The organism is Brevundimonas sp. SL161, from assembly GCF_049896985.1.
Classification (GTDB): Bacteria; Pseudomonadota; Alphaproteobacteria; order Caulobacterales; family Caulobacteraceae; genus Brevundimonas.
Map to the genome: position 1 here is coordinate 1 of NZ_JAFCVJ010000013.1, position 15020 is coordinate 15020.

Sequence of the window (15020 nt, forward strand, 5' to 3'; positions counted from 1 at the left end):
CCAGATTTCAGCCCTCTGGGCCGCCGAGTAATAGATCCGTCGCCGCTGCTTCATGACCCACGCTCCATCTCCGAAGAAAAGCTAGCGTGTTGCGGTCACCGGTTGAGCCCACCGTCGAAAGTGGTCTTTGAGCTTTCGCCGATAAGGCGACGCCCATCTTCCTCATGCCTTTGGCGTCGCCAGCGGCTACAAGGCCGCCGATGTTGCGCCTGTCCGAACTCAAACTGCCCCTCGACCACGCGCCGGAAGCCCTGCCCGCCGCGATCGCCGCTCGCCTGGGCGTGTCGGCGCGTGACCTGATCTCATGGTCGGTGTGGAAGCTGGCGCACGACGCGCGCAGGAAGTCGGCGATCCTGAAAGTTTACATCCTTGATGTCGAGCTCAGGGATGAGGCGGCGGCGCTGGCCCGCTTCGCGAACGACGTGCACGTGCAGCCCACCCCGGACGTCGCCTATCGGCATGTCGCCGTCGCGCCCCAAGACGGGGGACAGGCCGAGCGCCTTAGACCGGTCGTAATCGGGGCCGGGCCGTGCGGCCTGTTCGTCGGGCTGATCCTGGCCGAGATGGGCTTCAGGCCGATCATCCTCGACCGCGGCAAGGTGGTGCGTGAGCGGACCAAGGACACCTGGGCGCTGTGGCGCCAAGGCAAGCTGCACCCGGAGTCCAACGTTCAGTACGGCGAGGGCGGCGCGGGCACCTTCTCCGACGGCAAGCTCTACAGCCAGATCAAGGATCCGCGCTTCCTGGCCCGCAAGGTGCTGACCGAGTTCGTCGCGGCCGGGGCGCCGGAGGAGATCCTGACTGACGCCCACCCCCACATCGGCACCTTCCGACTGGTGACGATGGTCGAGGCCATGCGCGAGAAGATCGAGGCCCTGGGCGGCGAATACCGCTTCGAGCACCGGGTCACCGACATCGATCTCGACAAGGGCGCCATCCGGGGCGTGCGCCTGCACACCGGCGAGACACTGGAGGCCGACCATGTGGTCTTCGCCATCGGCCATTCGTCGCGAGACACCTTCCAGACGCTTTATGAGCGGGGCGTCCATATCGAGGCCAAGCCGTTCTCGATCGGCTTCCGCATCGAGCATCCGCAGTCGTGGATCGACAGGGCGATGTTCGGCCCCTGCGCCGGGCACCCCGATCTGGGCGCGGCGGCCTACACGCTGTCTCACCACTGCAGCAACGGGCGCACCGTCTACAGCTTCTGCATGTGCCCGGGCGGCACGGTGGTGGCGGCGACCAGCGAGCCCGGCCGCGTCGTGACCAACGGCATGAGCCAGTATTCGCGCAACGAGCGGAACGCCAACTCCGGCTTCGTGGTCGGCATCTCGCCGGAGGACTATCCGAGCGATCACCCCCTGGCGGGCCTCGAACTGCAACGCGATCTGGAGAGCCGCGCCTACGTAGCCGGCGGCGGCGACTATTTCGCGCCCGCCCAACTGGTCGGCGACTTCCTGGCGGGCCGCCCCTCGACGGAGTTGGGAGAGGTGGTCCCCAGCTACAAGCCGGGCGTGCGCCCGACCGACCTGGTGCCGCTGATGCCCGACTATGTAATCGCCGCCATGCGCGAGGCCCTGCCCGTCTTCGGCCGCAAGATCGCCCGCTATGACGACGCCCAGGCGGTGCTGACGGGCGTGGAGACCCGGAGCTCGTCCCCGATCCGCATGACCCGCGGCGCCGACTTCCAGAGCCTGAACGTGCGCGGCCTGTTCCCGGCCGGCGAAGGCGCCGGCTATGCGGGCGGCATCCTCTCGGCCGCCGTCGACGGGATCAAGGTGGCCGAGGCCGTCGCCCGGTCGATGGTTGGCGCGGCGGCGGCGTAAGCGGACATTGGTGGATTGGCCAGGCTGAGCCCGGCGTCATTTCCACATGCCCTTCGCAGGCCGTGTCCCGGCGGCGCTTTCGAAGTTGCGCCCGGGAGCGATCCGCAACCTCCGGCGTTGGACGGCTCCGCGTGTTCGAGACGATATGGCTCCCTCACCCCCCGACCTCGGCATCGGCCGCCTGCGTTCCGGCGTCAGTGGCCTGTTCGACCGTTTGCGCAAACGGCGGACATGGCGCGACCGGTTTCCGCGGCTGCATGACGCGCTGGAGGCGTCGTCGCGCTTCGGTTTCGCGGCCAATGGCTTCGTCTATGTCTCGGTCGGCATCCTGATGCTGGCCACGGCCATCGGCATGAGGGGCCAGGCCGTCGATCCGCACGGCGTCCTCTATGTCCTGGCGCAGCAGCCGTTCGGTCGGCTTTGGCTGATCCTGATCGGCGCCGGCCTTTGGGCCTTCGTCGGCGGGCGCGTGTTACAGGCCGTGTTCGACGTCGATCACGAGGGTTCGAACCTACAGGGCTGGGTCGTGCGGGCTACGCAGGGGTTCAGCGGCCTGGCCTATGCCGTGCTAGCCTCCGGCGTGTTCCAGCTGCTGGATGAGGTGGGACCGTCGATGGGCGCCGAACAGTTGGCGGAGAACCAGGAGAAGGCCTCCATCGTGCTGGACCTGCCGTTCGGGGGCGCGGCCCTGATGATCATCGGCCTGATCATCGCCGGTGTCGGCGTCGGTAATGTCGTCATGGGCGTCATCAACGATTTCGGCGCGACCCTGGTCTGTTCGAAGACGGTATGTCGCTGGGTGCTGCCGCTGGCGCGGATCGGCTATGTCGCGCGGGGTCTGGCCTATCTGCCCCTGGCCCTGTTCGTGACGCTGGCGGGATGGCGGGCCCAGTCGTCGAAGGTCGAAACCTTCGGCACCGCGCTAGAGGCGCTGGAGCGTCAGCCAGGCGGCGACCTGATGCTGGCACTAACAGCGATCGGCCTGATCGCTTTCGGCGCCTATGCCTTCGTCGAGGCCCGCTTCCGGCTCATCCGCGTGCCGAAAGATCTGGCCGCCGGATAGTCTGGCGCGTCCGCCGACGGAACTGGCCTCGTATCTATGCTTTTCCATGTCGCGCGAGGAATGCCGATGTCGATTCGAACCCTGGTCATGGCCGCCGTCGCGGTCGTCGGCGTCAGCGCCTGCGCCACCTCCATACCCGCCGATCAGGTCCGCGCGCCCCAGCCGGCGCGAGCGGTGGATCTGGAGCGGTTCTACTCCGGCCGCTGGCTTGAGATCGCCCGCCTGCCGATGAGCCTGACCGACGGCTGCGTGGCCGGCACGACCAACTATGTCATCCGGTCGCCGACCCGGATCGGCGTGCGCGACACGTGCCAGCAGGACACGCCGGACGGTCGCGAGAAGGCCATCGGCGCCTCGGGCACGATCCTCGACCCCGGCTTCAACGCCAAGCTCCGCGCCCGCTATCTGGGGGGTCTGATCACCTGGGAGTACTGGGTGCTGGACCACGCCGAAGACTACAGCTGGTTCATCTCGGCCGATCCGAAGTTCGAGAAGCTCTGGATCTATACGCGGGAGGTTCCCAACGCCGCCGAACGTGCTGAACTGGTCGAGCGCGCCCGCGCCCTTGGCTATGATGTCAGCCGCCTCGAATTCCCTGCCTTCTAGGATCCGAACCATGCGCCATACGCCCCTCGTTCTCGCGGTCTGCGCGGCAGCCCTGACGCTCGCGGCCTGCGAAAGCGGGCCGGTCGCGCCCGAGGGCTCGACCTATGGCGCCCAGCCGACCCTGGTGGAGCCGCACAGGAACCTGTTGGCGCCGACGGTGAATATCGCCCCGGCGATCGGGTGGCCGGACGGCGTCGTGCCGACCGCGCCGCAGGGGTTCCGGGTCCAGGCCTTCGCGAGCGGTCTGGACCACCCGCGCTGGCTCTATCGCCTGCCCAACGGCGACATCCTGGTTGCCGAGACCAATGCGCCGCCCAAGCCGGAGGGCAAGTCGGGCGGCCTTCGCGGCTGGGTCATGGGTCTGGTGATGAAGCGGGCGGGCGCGGCCCCGCCAAGCCCCAACCGCATCATCCTCCTGCGCGACGCGGACGGCGACGGGGTGGCGGAGACCAGGTCGACCTTCCTTGAGAACCTGATGTCGCCCTTCGGCATGGCCCTGGTCGGGGACCGGTTGTTCGTGGCCAATGCCGACGCCGTCGTCGCCTTTCCCTATCAGGCGGGCCAGACGCAGATCGCCGCGTCGGCGACCAAGATCGCCGACCTGCCTGCAGGCCGGAACCACCACTGGACCAAGAGTGTGGTCGCCTCGGCGGACGGCACGAAGCTCTATGTCGGAGTCGGGTCCAACTCGAACATCGGCGAGAACGGGATGGACGAGGAGGAAGGCCGCGCGGCCATCCACGAGATCGACATCGCCACGGGCGCCCAGCGGGTCTTCGCCTCGGGCCTGCGCAATCCCGTCGGTCTGGCCTGGCAGCCGGACAGCCAGGCGCTTTGGGTCGCGGTGAATGAGCGGGACGAGCTCGGCAACGACCTGGTGCCCGATTATATGACCTCGGTGCGGGACGGCGGCTTCTACGGCTGGCCCTGGAGCTATTACGGCCAGACGGTCGATGCTCGGGTCCAACCCCAGGATGCGACCAAGGTCGCCGCAGCCCTCGCGCCCGACTATGCGCTGGGCGCCCACACAGCATCGCTCGGTCTGACCTTCTACGAGGGGACCGCCTTCCCGGCCGCTTACAGCCACGGCGCCTTCGTGGGTCAGCACGGATCGTGGAACCGGGAGCCGAAGGCCGGCTACAAGGTGATCTTCGTGCCCTTCGCCAACGGAAGGCCATCGGGCTCGCCGCAAGACTTCCTGACCGGCTTCCTCAACGCCGAGGGCGAGGCGATGGGCCGGCCGGTCGGGGTGCAGGTCGATCGGCTGGGCACCCTGCTCGTCGCCGACGACGTGGGCAATGTCATCTGGCGGGTCGTTCCCGCGACCTGAGCGCAGGAACGCGGACAGCAAAAAGCCCCCGGCGCGAACCGGGGGCTTTCTTGTCTTCGCCGTCAATCAGGTCAGCGGGGTGGTCTGGATGGCCGGGACCAACGGCGTCACGGTCGGCGCTGGCGCGGTCGGGGTCGCGCCGGTCGAAGGTGAAGCGCTGTAAGAAACCGGGCCGGTGGGTTCGGTCACGGTTTCCGTTCGCGGCGCCACGGCGGGGGTCGCAGCGGCGCGACTTTCGACTGCGCCGACACGACGCTGAACCGCGGGAGGCGGGCTCGGGGCGGCTTCACGAACGACCGGAACCGAAGCGGCGGCGGGGCTCGTCAGGGCGGCCGGTGCAACCGAGCTTTCCAGCGGGGAGGGCGCGGCCTCGATGGGCCGGGCGATCGGCGCGACGAGTTGGGGCTCGACGAGGGGCTGGGTCTCGGTTCCGCCGCCCATCATCATGGCCGCACCGCCGCCGATCAGGACCAGGGCGCCGATCGGCGCGAGGATCATCCAGGTCTGCACACCCTTGTTCGCGCGCTTGGCGCGGGCGTAGCGGGGCACGAAGTTATCGGCCTCGACCGAAGTGTTCCGAATGGCGTCATCCGTATAGGTCACAGTCATCTGCGTTACTCCAAGGTTATGCCGGAAAAACAACCGTCGGCGATCGAGGTTCCGAAACAACTCCTGCGCCTTCAAGAAACACCGTCATCGACACAAACCGGTCTCGGTCTACAGCAATCACGGCCAAATCTTGACCTTGGTCGCGTTCAGGAGCAGGTAATCTTGAGTGGAGCCTTGTGGGAGACTCGATCCAAAAGAGCCCCTGCCTCGGGTTTACCCGGCGGCGCCGACGCAACGGCGCCACGCCCGGGCGGAAACGTCGCCGACCGACGTTACGGATTCCCCTGCCGGTTGACCCCGTCCCGCCGGTTGTTCATCACCGGTTTGACTTACGCCTGCATACGGAGCGACAGCGACCATGGGTTTGGCGGCCAACATCCGACGCGATCTCAAGTTCGCGGCCGGTCTGCGTCGGCTGCTCAAGCGCATCAAGCCGATCGCCCTGGATAGCGACGTTCTGGTCTGCGACGACTTCGAGGAAGCGGTCGATAAATTCTCTGACAATATCGCCCTCGAGGACGAGCACCGGTCGCTGACCTATCGCGACCTCGACGGCATGGCAAACCGCTATGCCCACTGGGCGCGCAGCCGGAACCTGCGGCGCACAGACGTCATCGCTCTGGTGATGACCAACAGAGCGGAATACATCGCCGCCTGGATGGGGTTCTCGAAGGCCGGTATCGCCACCGCCCTGATCAACACCAATCTGACCGGCCATGCCCTGGCCCACTGCCTCAACATCGCCGGCGTCGCCGTGGTCGTGGCCGACGAGGAGACCTGGCGGAAGTGCGAAGAGGCCCGGCCCTTCGTCAGCCGCACCATGATGCTGTGGGTCCTGGGCCTGAGGGACGCTGACGAGGTCTCCGAGCGGCGTGGACTGGACAACGCCGTGCGCAGCGGATCGTCAGTGCGCCCGAACCGCAACATCCGCGACGGCCTCACCAACCGCGATACCGCGCTCTACATCTACACCTCCGGGACGACCGGCATGCCGAAGGCGGCGCGCATCCACCATGCCCGGGCACGGACCTACATGCGCGCCTTCGCCGGCTGCACCCAATCGACGCCGACGGACCGGATCTTCAATGTCCTGCCGCTCTATCACTCGACCGGCGGCCTGGTCGGTGTCGGCCCCGCCCTGCTGAACGGCGGACGGCTGATCCTGCGGCGCAAATTCTCGACCTCCAGCTTCTGGCGGGACGTGAACACCTCTGGCGCGACGATGTTCGTCTATATCGGCGAACTGTGCCGCTACCTGGTGAACGGCCCGCCGCAGGAGGGCGAGCGCGGGCACAAGATTCGCCTGGCCTTCGGCAACGGCCTGCGCCCCGACGTCTGGCCGGACTTCCAGTCCCGCTTCGCCATTCCCGAGATTCTGGAGTTCTACGGCTCCACCGAAGGCAATGTCTCGCTGTTCAATTTCGACGGCAAGCAGGGCGCCATCGGGCGGGTCCCGAAATTCCTCAAGAAGCAGATCAACATCCGCCTGGTAGCCTTCGACGTCGATACCGAAGAGCCAGTGCGCCTGGCCAGTGGCCTGGTGCGTGAGGCCTCGGCCGGCGAGATCGGCGAGGCCATCGGCATGATCGGCGACAACATCCGACATGACTTCTCCGGCTATGCCGATAAGGCCGCCTCGGAGAAGAAGATCCTGACCGATGTGTTCCAGCGCGGGGATCGCTGGTTCCGCACCGGCGACCTGATGCGTCAGGATTCGGAGGGCTATTTCTACTTCATCGACCGTATCGGCGACACCTTCCGCTGGAAGGGCGAGAACGTCTCGACTGCCGAGGTCGAACAGCGGCTGGCCGACGCGCCCGGCGTCAAGGAGGTCATCGCCTATGGCGTCCCGGTCCCGGGGGCCGACGGCAAGGCCGGCATGGTCACCCTGGTGGTCGAGGGCCGGTTCTCCGCCAAGGATTTCGCCGCCTGGGCCGACGAACAGCTGCCGCCCTATGCGCGGCCCGTGTTCGTGCGCCTGGCCAAGGCGCTGGAGACGACCGGGACTTTCAAATACCGCAAGGTCGATCTGGTGGCCGAGGGCTTCGATCCGGCGAAGATCGACGGCCAGATCTACGTTCGGGGCGGCAAGTCCGGCTATACCAGGCTGACCGCCGAAGGTTTCGCCGCGATCCAGAGCGGCCACAACCGGCTTTAGTCCTCCTCCTGCGCTTCGCTTTGGGGAGGACTAAGCGACCGTTAATCATTAATGGCGAAGGTCGGCGTCTCTGCTCCCGGGGACGTCGGACCGCCAAATGTTTCAGATCATCGGCATCGTCATGCTGTTCGGCATGGTGTTCGGCAGTTACGCCCTGGCCGGGGGCAAATTTGAAGTCATCATCCATGCCGCACCCCACGAGTTGATGGCCATTGGCGGTTCGGCCATCGCCGCCTTCCTGATCTCCAACTCGATCGGCGTCGTGAAGTCGGCCATGGGCGGGTTGGGCAAGGCCTTCGCCGGGCCGAAATGGAAGAAACAGGACTACAAGGACCTGCTCAGCCTCCTGTTCGCCCTGACCAAGACGATGAAGTCCAAGGGCGTCATCGCCCTAGAAGGCCATATCGAGAAGCCCGGCGAGTCCACGATCTTCCAGAAGTATCCGAAGGTCATGAAGGACCATTTCGCGATCGATTTCATCTGCGACACCCTGCGTATGATGACGATGAACCTCGAGGATCCTCACCAGATCGAGGACGCGATGGAAAAACAACTGGAAAAGCATCACCACGAGGCGGCAGGCGCGCCGCACGCGCTTCAGAACATGGCCGACGCCCTGCCCGCTCTGGGCATCGTCGCGGCCGTTCTGGGGGTCATCAAGACCATGGGATCGATCACCGAACCGCCAGAAATCCTCGGCGGGATGATCGGGGGCGCCCTGGTCGGCACCTTCATGGGCGTATTCCTGGCCTATGGCTTGGTCGGACCGCTGGCAGCGCGCCTGCAGGCGATCGTCGACGAGGAGGCGGCATTCTACAAGATCATCCAGTCGGTGCTGGTCGCCCACCTGCACGGCAACGCGGCGCAGATCTCGGTCGAGATCGGACGCGGCGACATCCCGTCGTCGGCCCAGCCGTCGTTCATGGAGATGGAAGAACACCTTGCGGCGAACCCGCCCGAGGCCGCCTGATCATTTCGTTCGAGGCAGCCGGAACACGGCGTTCTCACGCCGGCTCCCGACAGGTCACGATCCCGTCAGCCCGAGGACCGACGTCCAAGCCCCGTTGACCGAAGGTGGTGAACGGGTTGGCCCTCAGACGTAACCTTCCCGGAAGGCGGACGATCACGAAGCCGTGAGATTTCGCTTGCGAATCCGCTCACGATCCCGTTATCTCCCCAACGGAGAGGATTCATGACCTCTCTTGAACCCCCTTCTGAAGGATATACATCATGCGCATCGTCGCCCTGATCGCCGCCTCCGCCGCCGCCCTGACCCTGGCTGCTTGCCAACCCGCCGCCGAAGACAAGGCCGCTGACGCTTCGGCTGACGCCGCTGCCGCCGCCGACACCGCCACGGACGCTGCTGCGACCGCCGACGCTGCCGCCACGGACGCTGCTGCCGCTGCTGGTGAAGCCGCTGCCGCCGCTGCTCCGGCCGCCGACGGCGCTATGGCCCCGGCTGCCGACGCAGCAATGGCTCCGGCCGCTCCGGCCGCTCACTAAGTCCTCACGGACCTGGTATCCGGACGAAGTTCGCTTCGTCTGACGGAAAGGGATCGCCTCCGGGCGGTCCCTTTTTTCGTGCCCGCAATACGCCACGCCGCCTATAGACCCCGCGATGACCGATAAGGATGACCGCGACCCCAGGTTGGTCTGGACCGAGGCCGGAGAGCCCCGGTCGGGCCGGTATGGCGACCTCTATTTCTCGGCCGAAGACGGGCTGGCCGAAACCCGGGCGGTCTTCCTGACCGGATGCAGCCTGCCCGAGGCCTGGGCTGGTCGTCGGGATTTCACCGTCGCCGAGCTGGGCTTCGGCAGCGGGCTGAACATCGCCGCCCTGCTCGACTTGTGGCGGCGACATCGTCCCGAAGACGGGCGACTGCACATCTTCTCCATCGAGGGCCATCCGCTGGACGCCTACCAGGCGAGCCGCGCCCTGTCTGCCTGGCCCGAGATTCACGAGGTGACGGCTGCGCTCGTCGAGCGCTGGCCGGCCACGACCCCGGGCTTCCATCGCATCGACCTGCCGGAGTTTCACGCCGTGCTCGACCTCGCCGTGGGCGAGGCGGAATGGGCGCTGGATCAATGGACAGGCCGCGCCGACGCCTGGTTCCTTGACGGGTTCGCGCCCTCTGTGAACCCGGGCATGTGGTCCGAGACCGTCTTCGATCAGATCGCCGCGAAGTCGGCGCCCGACGCCCGTGTCGCAACCTTCACCGTCGCAGGCCTGGTCCGGCGCGGTCTGGCCGAGCGCGGCTTCGTCGTCGAGAAACGTCCAGGACACGGCCGCAAGCGCGAGCGGCTCGAGGCGCGCCGGCCCGGTGATCCCGCCGTCGCCCCGCCGCCCCGCTGCGTGATCGTCATCGGCGCAGGGATCGCCGGAGCCGCTGTGGCGCGCGCCTTGACGGCTGCGGGTCTCACACCTGTTGTGATCGAGGCCGACGGCCCCGGAGCGGGCGCGTCCGGCTTCCCGGCCGCCCTGGTGACGCCGCGCTTCGACCTCGGCGACGAGCCGGTGGCCGCCCTGTTCGCCCAGGCGCTGGAGCGGGCCGGCGCCCTTTACAGCCTCTTGCCCGGTGCGGTCATTGCGCACGGCGTGCTGCAACTCGCAGGCACGGAACGCGATGCCCGACGCTTCGAGCGGATCGCAACCCAGCCGATCTGGGCCGACGGCGAGATCACACTGGCGAACGACAGCGAAGCGTCCCGCATCGCCGGCGAGCCAGTCGAGGGCCCGGGCCTGTGCATGGCCTCCGCCTTCGTCGTCGCTCCGCCCACGATCCTGAGGAACTGGCTCGGTCCCGACGCGGTACGTGCCGGAGACGCGGCGCGCGTCGAACCTTTTGCCGGAGGATGGCGGGTGGTTGATGCGACCGGCGGCGTGCTCGCGGAGGCGGAGACGGTTGTGCTGTGCGCAGGCGCGGGCTCCATCGAACTGGCGCCGGATCTGCGCCTGTCGCCAGTGCGGGGCCAGGCCGAATGGGTCGAAGGGGAAGGCGAACCCGCAGCCATGGCCTGGGGCGGCTATGTCGCGCCGACGGGGACCGGCTTCCTGTTCGGGTCCACCCACGACCGGGACGATACCGCCACGGACATCCGTCCGGCCGACACAGAGCGGAATCTCGCCGCGCTCGCGGCCCGCCTGCCGGGTCTCGCCGCAGGCATCGCGCCGGACGCCGTCCGCTCCCGAGTTGCGACCCGGGCGACCACGCGAGACCGCCTGCCGATCGCCGGCGCCGTCCCCGGCCATGCCGGCCTGTTCGTCCTTGGCGGCCTGGGATCGCGAGGCTTCTGCCTAGCGCCTCTGCTGGGAGAACATGTCGCCGCGCTGGTCTCGGGCCAGCCCTCGCCCCTGCCCCGCAATGTCGTCGAGCGGATCACGCCGTCGCGAGCGGCCCTTGCGCCCGGCGCAAGGCCGGAGGACGGTCGATCCGTCTAGTTGGAAAGAGGAGACGCCGCTGTGCGCCGACCGATCGCCCTTGTCTTCATCCTGTCCGGCATCGCCGCATGCGCGCCCACCGAAGGCGCCACGCCCGGCTCCGGCATCGGCACGCCCGACGGCGGCGCGCGCCAGTGCTTCCAGCCCGCCCGGATCACCAACTTCACGCGAGGCGGGACCGAGCAGATCTACGTCAAGGTCCTCGGCGGCGGCGTGTTCGCGATCCAGGCGGGTGGCTGCCCCGATATCGGAAACGCCAACGCCCTGGTCATCACGCCGGCGACGGGGATCGGCAGTCAGGTCTGCGTCGGCGACAGTGCACGGATCGCCTTGCCGAACGTCCGCTTCGGCCCCGACCAGTGCTTCGCGCGCATCGAACGCTCCCTGACCGAGGCCGAGGTCGAGGCCTTGCCGGGGCGGCAGCGCCCCTGAGTCAGGCCTTCTGGGCGTAACCCAGCTTGCGATTCAGCTTCTCGATCAGGTCGATGGCCGTGTCGGCGATGACGGATCCAGGCGGGTAGACGGCGGCCACGCCCATATCCAGCAGGGTCTGGACGTCGGCGGGCGGGATCACACCGCCGACCGTCACCATGATGTCGGAGCGGCCCAGCTTCTTCAGTTCGGCGATCAGCGCGGGCGCCAGCGTCAGGTGCCCGGCCGCCAGCGACGAGGCCCCGACGACGTGGACATTGTTGTTCACCGCATCGCGCGCCGCCTCTTCCGGTGTCTGGAACAGGGGACCGGCGACGGCGTCGAGGCCCAGATCGCCATAGGCGGTGGCGACGACCTTCTGGCCGCGGTCGTGACCGTCCTGGCCCAGTTTGGCGATCAGGATCCGCGGCGGTCCGCCGTCGTTCTCGACGAAGGCGGCGACCATGTCGCGCGCGCGTGAGATCCTGGGATTGGCCCCGGCCTCCCTGGCATAGACCCCCGAGACGGTCTTCACCGTCGCGACGTGGCGGCCGAAGGCGGCTTCCAGCGCATCGGACATCTCGCCGACGGTGGCGTGGGCGCGACCGGCGCGGACGCAGAGTTCGAGCAGGTTCTCCGTGCCTTTGGCGCCCTCGGTCAAAGCGTCGAGCGCGGCCTGGCATTTCGCCTCGTCGCGTTCGGCGCGGAGGCGTTTCAGCTTCTCGATCTGGGCCGACAGGACGGCGGCGTTGTCGACCTTCATCACCGGAATGTCGTCCGCGACGTCGTTCAGGTACCGGTTCACGCCCACGACCGTCTGCTGGCCGGTGTCGATGCGGGCCTGGGTCCTCGCGGCGGCCTCCTCGATGCGCAGCTTGGGCAGGCCGGCCTCAATGGCCTTGGCCATGCCGCCGAGTTCACGGACCTCGGCCATGTGGGCGCGGGCCCGCTCGGCCAGTTCATGGGTCAGGCGTTCGACGAAGAAGCTGCCGCCCCAGGGGTCGATGACCCGGGTCAGTCCGGTCTCGAGCTGCAGCAACAGCTGAGTGTTGCGCGCGATCCGGGCCGAGAAGTCGGTCGGCAGGGCGAGAGCCTCATCGAGCGAATTGGTATGCAGGGACTGGGTCTGGCCGCCTGCCGCGGCCATGGCCTCGACCATGGTCCGGGGCACATTGTTGAACACGTCCTGGGCCGCCAGCGACCAGCCCGAGGTCTGGCAGTGGGCGCGCAGCGACAGGCTGCGCGGGTCCTTCGGCGCGAACTCTTCCTGCACCGCCTCGGCCCACAGCAGGCGGCCGGCGCGGAGTTTGGCCACCTCCATGAAATAGTCCATGCCGATGGCCCAGAAGAAGCTCAGGCGTGGCGCGAACCGGTCCACGTCCATGCCCGCCGCGACACCGGCGCGGATGTATTCCAGCCCGTCCGACAGGGTGTAGGCCAGCTCCAGGTCGGCGGAGGCTCCCGCCTCCTGCATGTGGTAGCCGCTGATCGAGATGGAGTTGAACTTGGGCGTCTCCTGCGTCGTCCAGGCGAAGATGTCGGCGATGATCCGCATCGAGGGCCCGGGCGGATAGATGTAGGTGTTGCGGACCATGAACTCCTTGAGGATGTCGTTCTGGATGGTCCCGGTCAGGGCCTTGTGTTCGACGCCCTGCTCTTCCGCCGCGACGACGTAGAGGGCCAGGATCGGCAGGACGGCGCCGTTCATGGTCATCGACACCGACATCTGGTCCAGCGGGATGCCGTCGAACAGGGTCCGCATGTCGAGGATGGAATCGATGGCCACGCCGGCCATGCCGACATCGCCGGCGACGCGCGGGTGATCAGAGTCGTAGCCCCGGTGGGTGGCCAGGTCGAAAGCGATGCTGAGCCCCTTCTGACCGGCCGCGAGGTTGCGGCGATAGAAGGCGTTGGACGCCTCGGCGGTGGAGAAGCCGGCGTACTGGCGGACCGTCCAGGGGTTGGACGCGTACATGGTCGGATAGGGGCCGCGCACGAACGGCGCGAAACCCGGCAGGCCGTCGGTGAAGTCGAGGTCGGCGATGGCCGCCGCGTCGTAGACGGAGGCGATGTCGATGCCTTCGGGCGTGCGGACCGGGGCGCGGTCGAGGGCGCCGTCCAGCGGCGACAGGTCGAGGGTGGTTCTGGTGAAATCGGGGGTGGTCATGCCGCCGTCTCCTGCTCGAAGGCTGCGGCCCAGCGCAGGGGCGGCAGAGGCGGACAGCGGTCGCCGCCGGAGCCCGGGGTTTGGGCGGTCGAGGGCTCGACGGACACGGAACGGACGTCGGCGTCGACGAACTTCGTAACCCCGACCATCTGGCCGCCGCCTTCGGACAGGGCGGCCTTGCCGGAAGCGCGCGAGGCGGCAATGCGCTGCTGGAGGGCGCCGCCGCGCAGGGAGGCGACGATGCCGCCCTCGCGCTCGATGCGCTGGAACTCGGCCCAGCCGGCTTCGGCGAGATCGCGGGTGCGGTGATCGAGATACCAGGAACCTGCCGCAGGATCAGCGACGCGGCCGATGTGGGCCTCTTCCATCAGGATCAGCTGGGTATTGCGGGCCTGACGACGGGCGGAGGCGTCGGGACGGCCGAGCACGCGGCTAAACCCGTCGAGCACCACCGCATCCGCCCCGCCCACAGCGCCGGCGAAGCCGGCGGCGGTGAGGCGCAGCAGGTTGGGCCAGGGGTCCTTGGCCGCCAGCATTCGGCGCGAAGAGCGGGCCTCGATCCGGGCGGGGGCCTCTTGGCCGAAGGCCCTGGAGATCGAACGCCAGATCAGGCGCAGGGCCCGGACCTTGGCCAGGCTATCGAAATACTCGGCGTCGACGCTGACGCCCAGGACCGTCCCGGTCAGGGCGCGCTCGATGGGCAGGCCCGCATCCACGGCGGCATTCAGACTGGCCGCGGCGGCGGCGGCGGCGAAGCCCAGTTCCTGGCCGGCGGAGCCTCCGGCCTCGTGCGCGACCCGGCCGGTGGCGAGGAAGAAACTGGCTTCCGGATAGGCCCCGGCGTGGCGGGCCGCGGTGTTGGCGGCGAGGCTGATATGCTCCTCGATCGCACGGGGCGAGCCGCCCGTCGCGGCGAAGGCGCTCAGCGGGTCCATGTGGAACATCAGCTTCGCGCGGGGGGAACCCTTGGCGACCACGGCCAGGGCGTTGGCGGCGTCCGGCCCGGCGAGACCGGCATCGAGGGCGACAGGGGCCAGCTCCAGCGCCACGCCGTTGAGGGCGCGTCCGAGCGGTTCGCTATCGGTCAGAACCTCGCCTGAGAGGATGACCGAGGCGGCGCCGCCTTCGAGATCGGCGAGGACCGCCGCATTGGCGGCCTCGGGGTCATCGCCCTCGACCTGGGTGCGCAGGTCCCAGGGGCGACCGTCGGCGTCCGAGGCGCGGGGCGCGAAGACCGCCGCGGTCGCATTGGCCCGGCCGTACAAGGGACGCGTCGTCAGGTGGTCGGCGTCGAGATGGACGAGGCCCTCGACCGGCCTGCCCTTCAGCGCCTTCTCGGCCTCGGCGCGCCATTCGGCGGGCGACGGGATCGGGAAAGGCTGGGACATGCAGGCTCCGGCGAGGTTCACGC

At 68.2% G+C, this 15020-nt stretch carries 12 protein-coding genes; 9 read left to right on the plus strand and 3 right to left on the minus strand.

What is annotated here, in order from left to right; translation table 11 throughout:
* The first annotated feature begins 200 nt into the window (after positions 1 to 200).
* From ACP7AU_RS10475 to ACP7AU_RS10490, 4 genes are all read left to right on the plus strand, one after another.
* Positions 201 to 1826 (plus strand): NAD(P)/FAD-dependent oxidoreductase, encoded by a 1626-nt coding sequence (locus ACP7AU_RS10475; RefSeq protein ID WP_426051373.1) that lies wholly within the window; start codon positions 201 to 203, stop codon positions 1824 to 1826.
* 145 nt (positions 1827 to 1971) lie between these two features.
* Positions 1972 to 2889 (plus strand): DUF1206 domain-containing protein, encoded by a 918-nt coding sequence (locus ACP7AU_RS10480; RefSeq protein ID WP_426051374.1) that lies wholly within the window; start codon positions 1972 to 1974, stop codon positions 2887 to 2889.
* Positions 2890 to 2955: 66 nt separating this feature from the next.
* Positions 2956 to 3495 (plus strand): lipocalin family protein, encoded by a 540-nt coding sequence (locus ACP7AU_RS10485; RefSeq protein ID WP_426051375.1) that lies wholly within the window; start codon positions 2956 to 2958, stop codon positions 3493 to 3495.
* A 10-nt stretch (positions 3496 to 3505) separates the two neighbouring features.
* Positions 3506 to 4825 carry a PQQ-dependent sugar dehydrogenase gene (locus ACP7AU_RS10490; protein ID WP_426051376.1) on the plus strand — a complete coding sequence of 440 codons (1320 nt, stop codon included), beginning with the start codon at positions 3506 to 3508 and terminating at the stop codon, positions 4823 to 4825.
* 66 nt (positions 4826 to 4891) lie between these two features.
* On the opposite strand, the gene ACP7AU_RS10495 is transcribed toward ACP7AU_RS10490, so the two are convergent.
* Positions 4892 to 5434, minus strand: coding sequence for a hypothetical protein (locus ACP7AU_RS10495; RefSeq protein ID WP_426051377.1), 543 nt, complete (start codon positions 5432 to 5434; stop codon positions 4892 to 4894).
* A 358-nt stretch (positions 5435 to 5792) separates the two neighbouring features.
* Between ACP7AU_RS10495 and ACP7AU_RS10500 the strand changes: the two genes are divergently transcribed.
* The 5 genes from ACP7AU_RS10500 to ACP7AU_RS10520 all read left to right on the plus strand — a co-directional run bounded on the left by ACP7AU_RS10500 (position 5793) and on the right by ACP7AU_RS10520 (position 11463).
* Positions 5793 to 7592 carry a long-chain-acyl-CoA synthetase gene (locus ACP7AU_RS10500; RefSeq protein WP_426051378.1) on the plus strand — a complete coding sequence of 600 codons (1800 nt, stop codon included), beginning with the start codon at positions 5793 to 5795 and terminating at the stop codon, positions 7590 to 7592.
* Between the two features lie 97 nt (positions 7593 to 7689).
* Positions 7690 to 8562, plus strand: a complete 873-nt coding sequence (motA, locus tag ACP7AU_RS10505; RefSeq protein WP_426051379.1) for a flagellar motor stator protein MotA — start codon at positions 7690 to 7692, stop codon at positions 8560 to 8562.
* A gap of 260 nt (positions 8563 to 8822) precedes the next feature.
* A complete protein-coding gene (locus ACP7AU_RS10510; RefSeq protein ID WP_426036247.1) occupies positions 8823 to 9095 on the plus strand; it encodes a hypothetical protein in 273 nt (90 codons plus the stop codon).
* A 115-nt stretch (positions 9096 to 9210) separates the two neighbouring features.
* The gene (gene mnmC, locus ACP7AU_RS10515) at positions 9211 to 11031 is read left to right on the plus strand and encodes an FAD-dependent 5-carboxymethylaminomethyl-2-thiouridine(34) oxidoreductase MnmC (RefSeq protein ID WP_426051380.1); all 1821 of its coding nucleotides are present in this window, start codon (positions 9211 to 9213) and stop codon (positions 11029 to 11031) included.
* A gap of 21 nt (positions 11032 to 11052) precedes the next feature.
* Entirely contained in the window at positions 11053 to 11463 is a 411-nt protein-coding gene (locus tag ACP7AU_RS10520) for a hypothetical protein (protein WP_426051381.1), read from the plus strand.
* A gap of 1 nt (position 11464) precedes the next feature.
* Here ACP7AU_RS10520 and scpA read toward each other — a convergent pair whose 3' ends face one another.
* Complete coding sequence (gene scpA, locus ACP7AU_RS10525) at positions 11465 to 13609, minus strand: methylmalonyl-CoA mutase (protein ID WP_426051382.1); 2145 nt, start codon at positions 13607 to 13609, stop codon at positions 11465 to 11467.
* On the minus strand, positions 13606 to 14997 hold the full coding sequence (locus ACP7AU_RS10530; protein WP_426051383.1) for a methylmalonyl-CoA mutase family protein: 1392 nt from the start codon (positions 14995 to 14997) through the stop codon (positions 13606 to 13608). Before ACP7AU_RS10530 ends, scpA begins: the two co-directional genes overlap by 4 nt.
* Positions 14998 to 15020: the final 23 nt, after the last annotated feature.

Coding starts and splice junctions, on each gene's coding strand:
- ACP7AU_RS10530 (WP_426051383.1), bottom strand. CDS start 14,997: ATGTCCCAGCCTTTCCCGATCCCGTCGCCCGCCGAATGGCGCGCCGAG.
- scpA (WP_426051382.1), bottom strand. CDS start 13,609: ATGACCACCCCCGATTTCACCAGAACCACCCTCGACCTGTCGCCGCTG.
- ACP7AU_RS10485 (WP_426051375.1), top strand. CDS start 2,956: ATGTCGATTCGAACCCTGGTCATGGCCGCCGTCGCGGTCGTCGGCGTC.
- motA (WP_426051379.1), top strand. CDS start 7,690: ATGTTTCAGATCATCGGCATCGTCATGCTGTTCGGCATGGTGTTCGGC.
- ACP7AU_RS10510 (WP_426036247.1), top strand. CDS start 8,823: ATGCGCATCGTCGCCCTGATCGCCGCCTCCGCCGCCGCCCTGACCCTG.
- ACP7AU_RS10495 (WP_426051377.1), bottom strand. CDS start 5,434: ATGACTGTGACCTATACGGATGACGCCATTCGGAACACTTCGGTCGAG.
- ACP7AU_RS10480 (WP_426051374.1), top strand. CDS start 1,972: ATGGCTCCCTCACCCCCCGACCTCGGCATCGGCCGCCTGCGTTCCGGC.
- ACP7AU_RS10500 (WP_426051378.1), top strand. CDS start 5,793: ATGGGTTTGGCGGCCAACATCCGACGCGATCTCAAGTTCGCGGCCGGT.
- ACP7AU_RS10475 (WP_426051373.1), top strand. CDS start 201: ATGTTGCGCCTGTCCGAACTCAAACTGCCCCTCGACCACGCGCCGGAA.
- mnmC (WP_426051380.1), top strand. CDS start 9,211: ATGACCGATAAGGATGACCGCGACCCCAGGTTGGTCTGGACCGAGGCC.
- ACP7AU_RS10490 (WP_426051376.1), top strand. CDS start 3,506: ATGCGCCATACGCCCCTCGTTCTCGCGGTCTGCGCGGCAGCCCTGACG.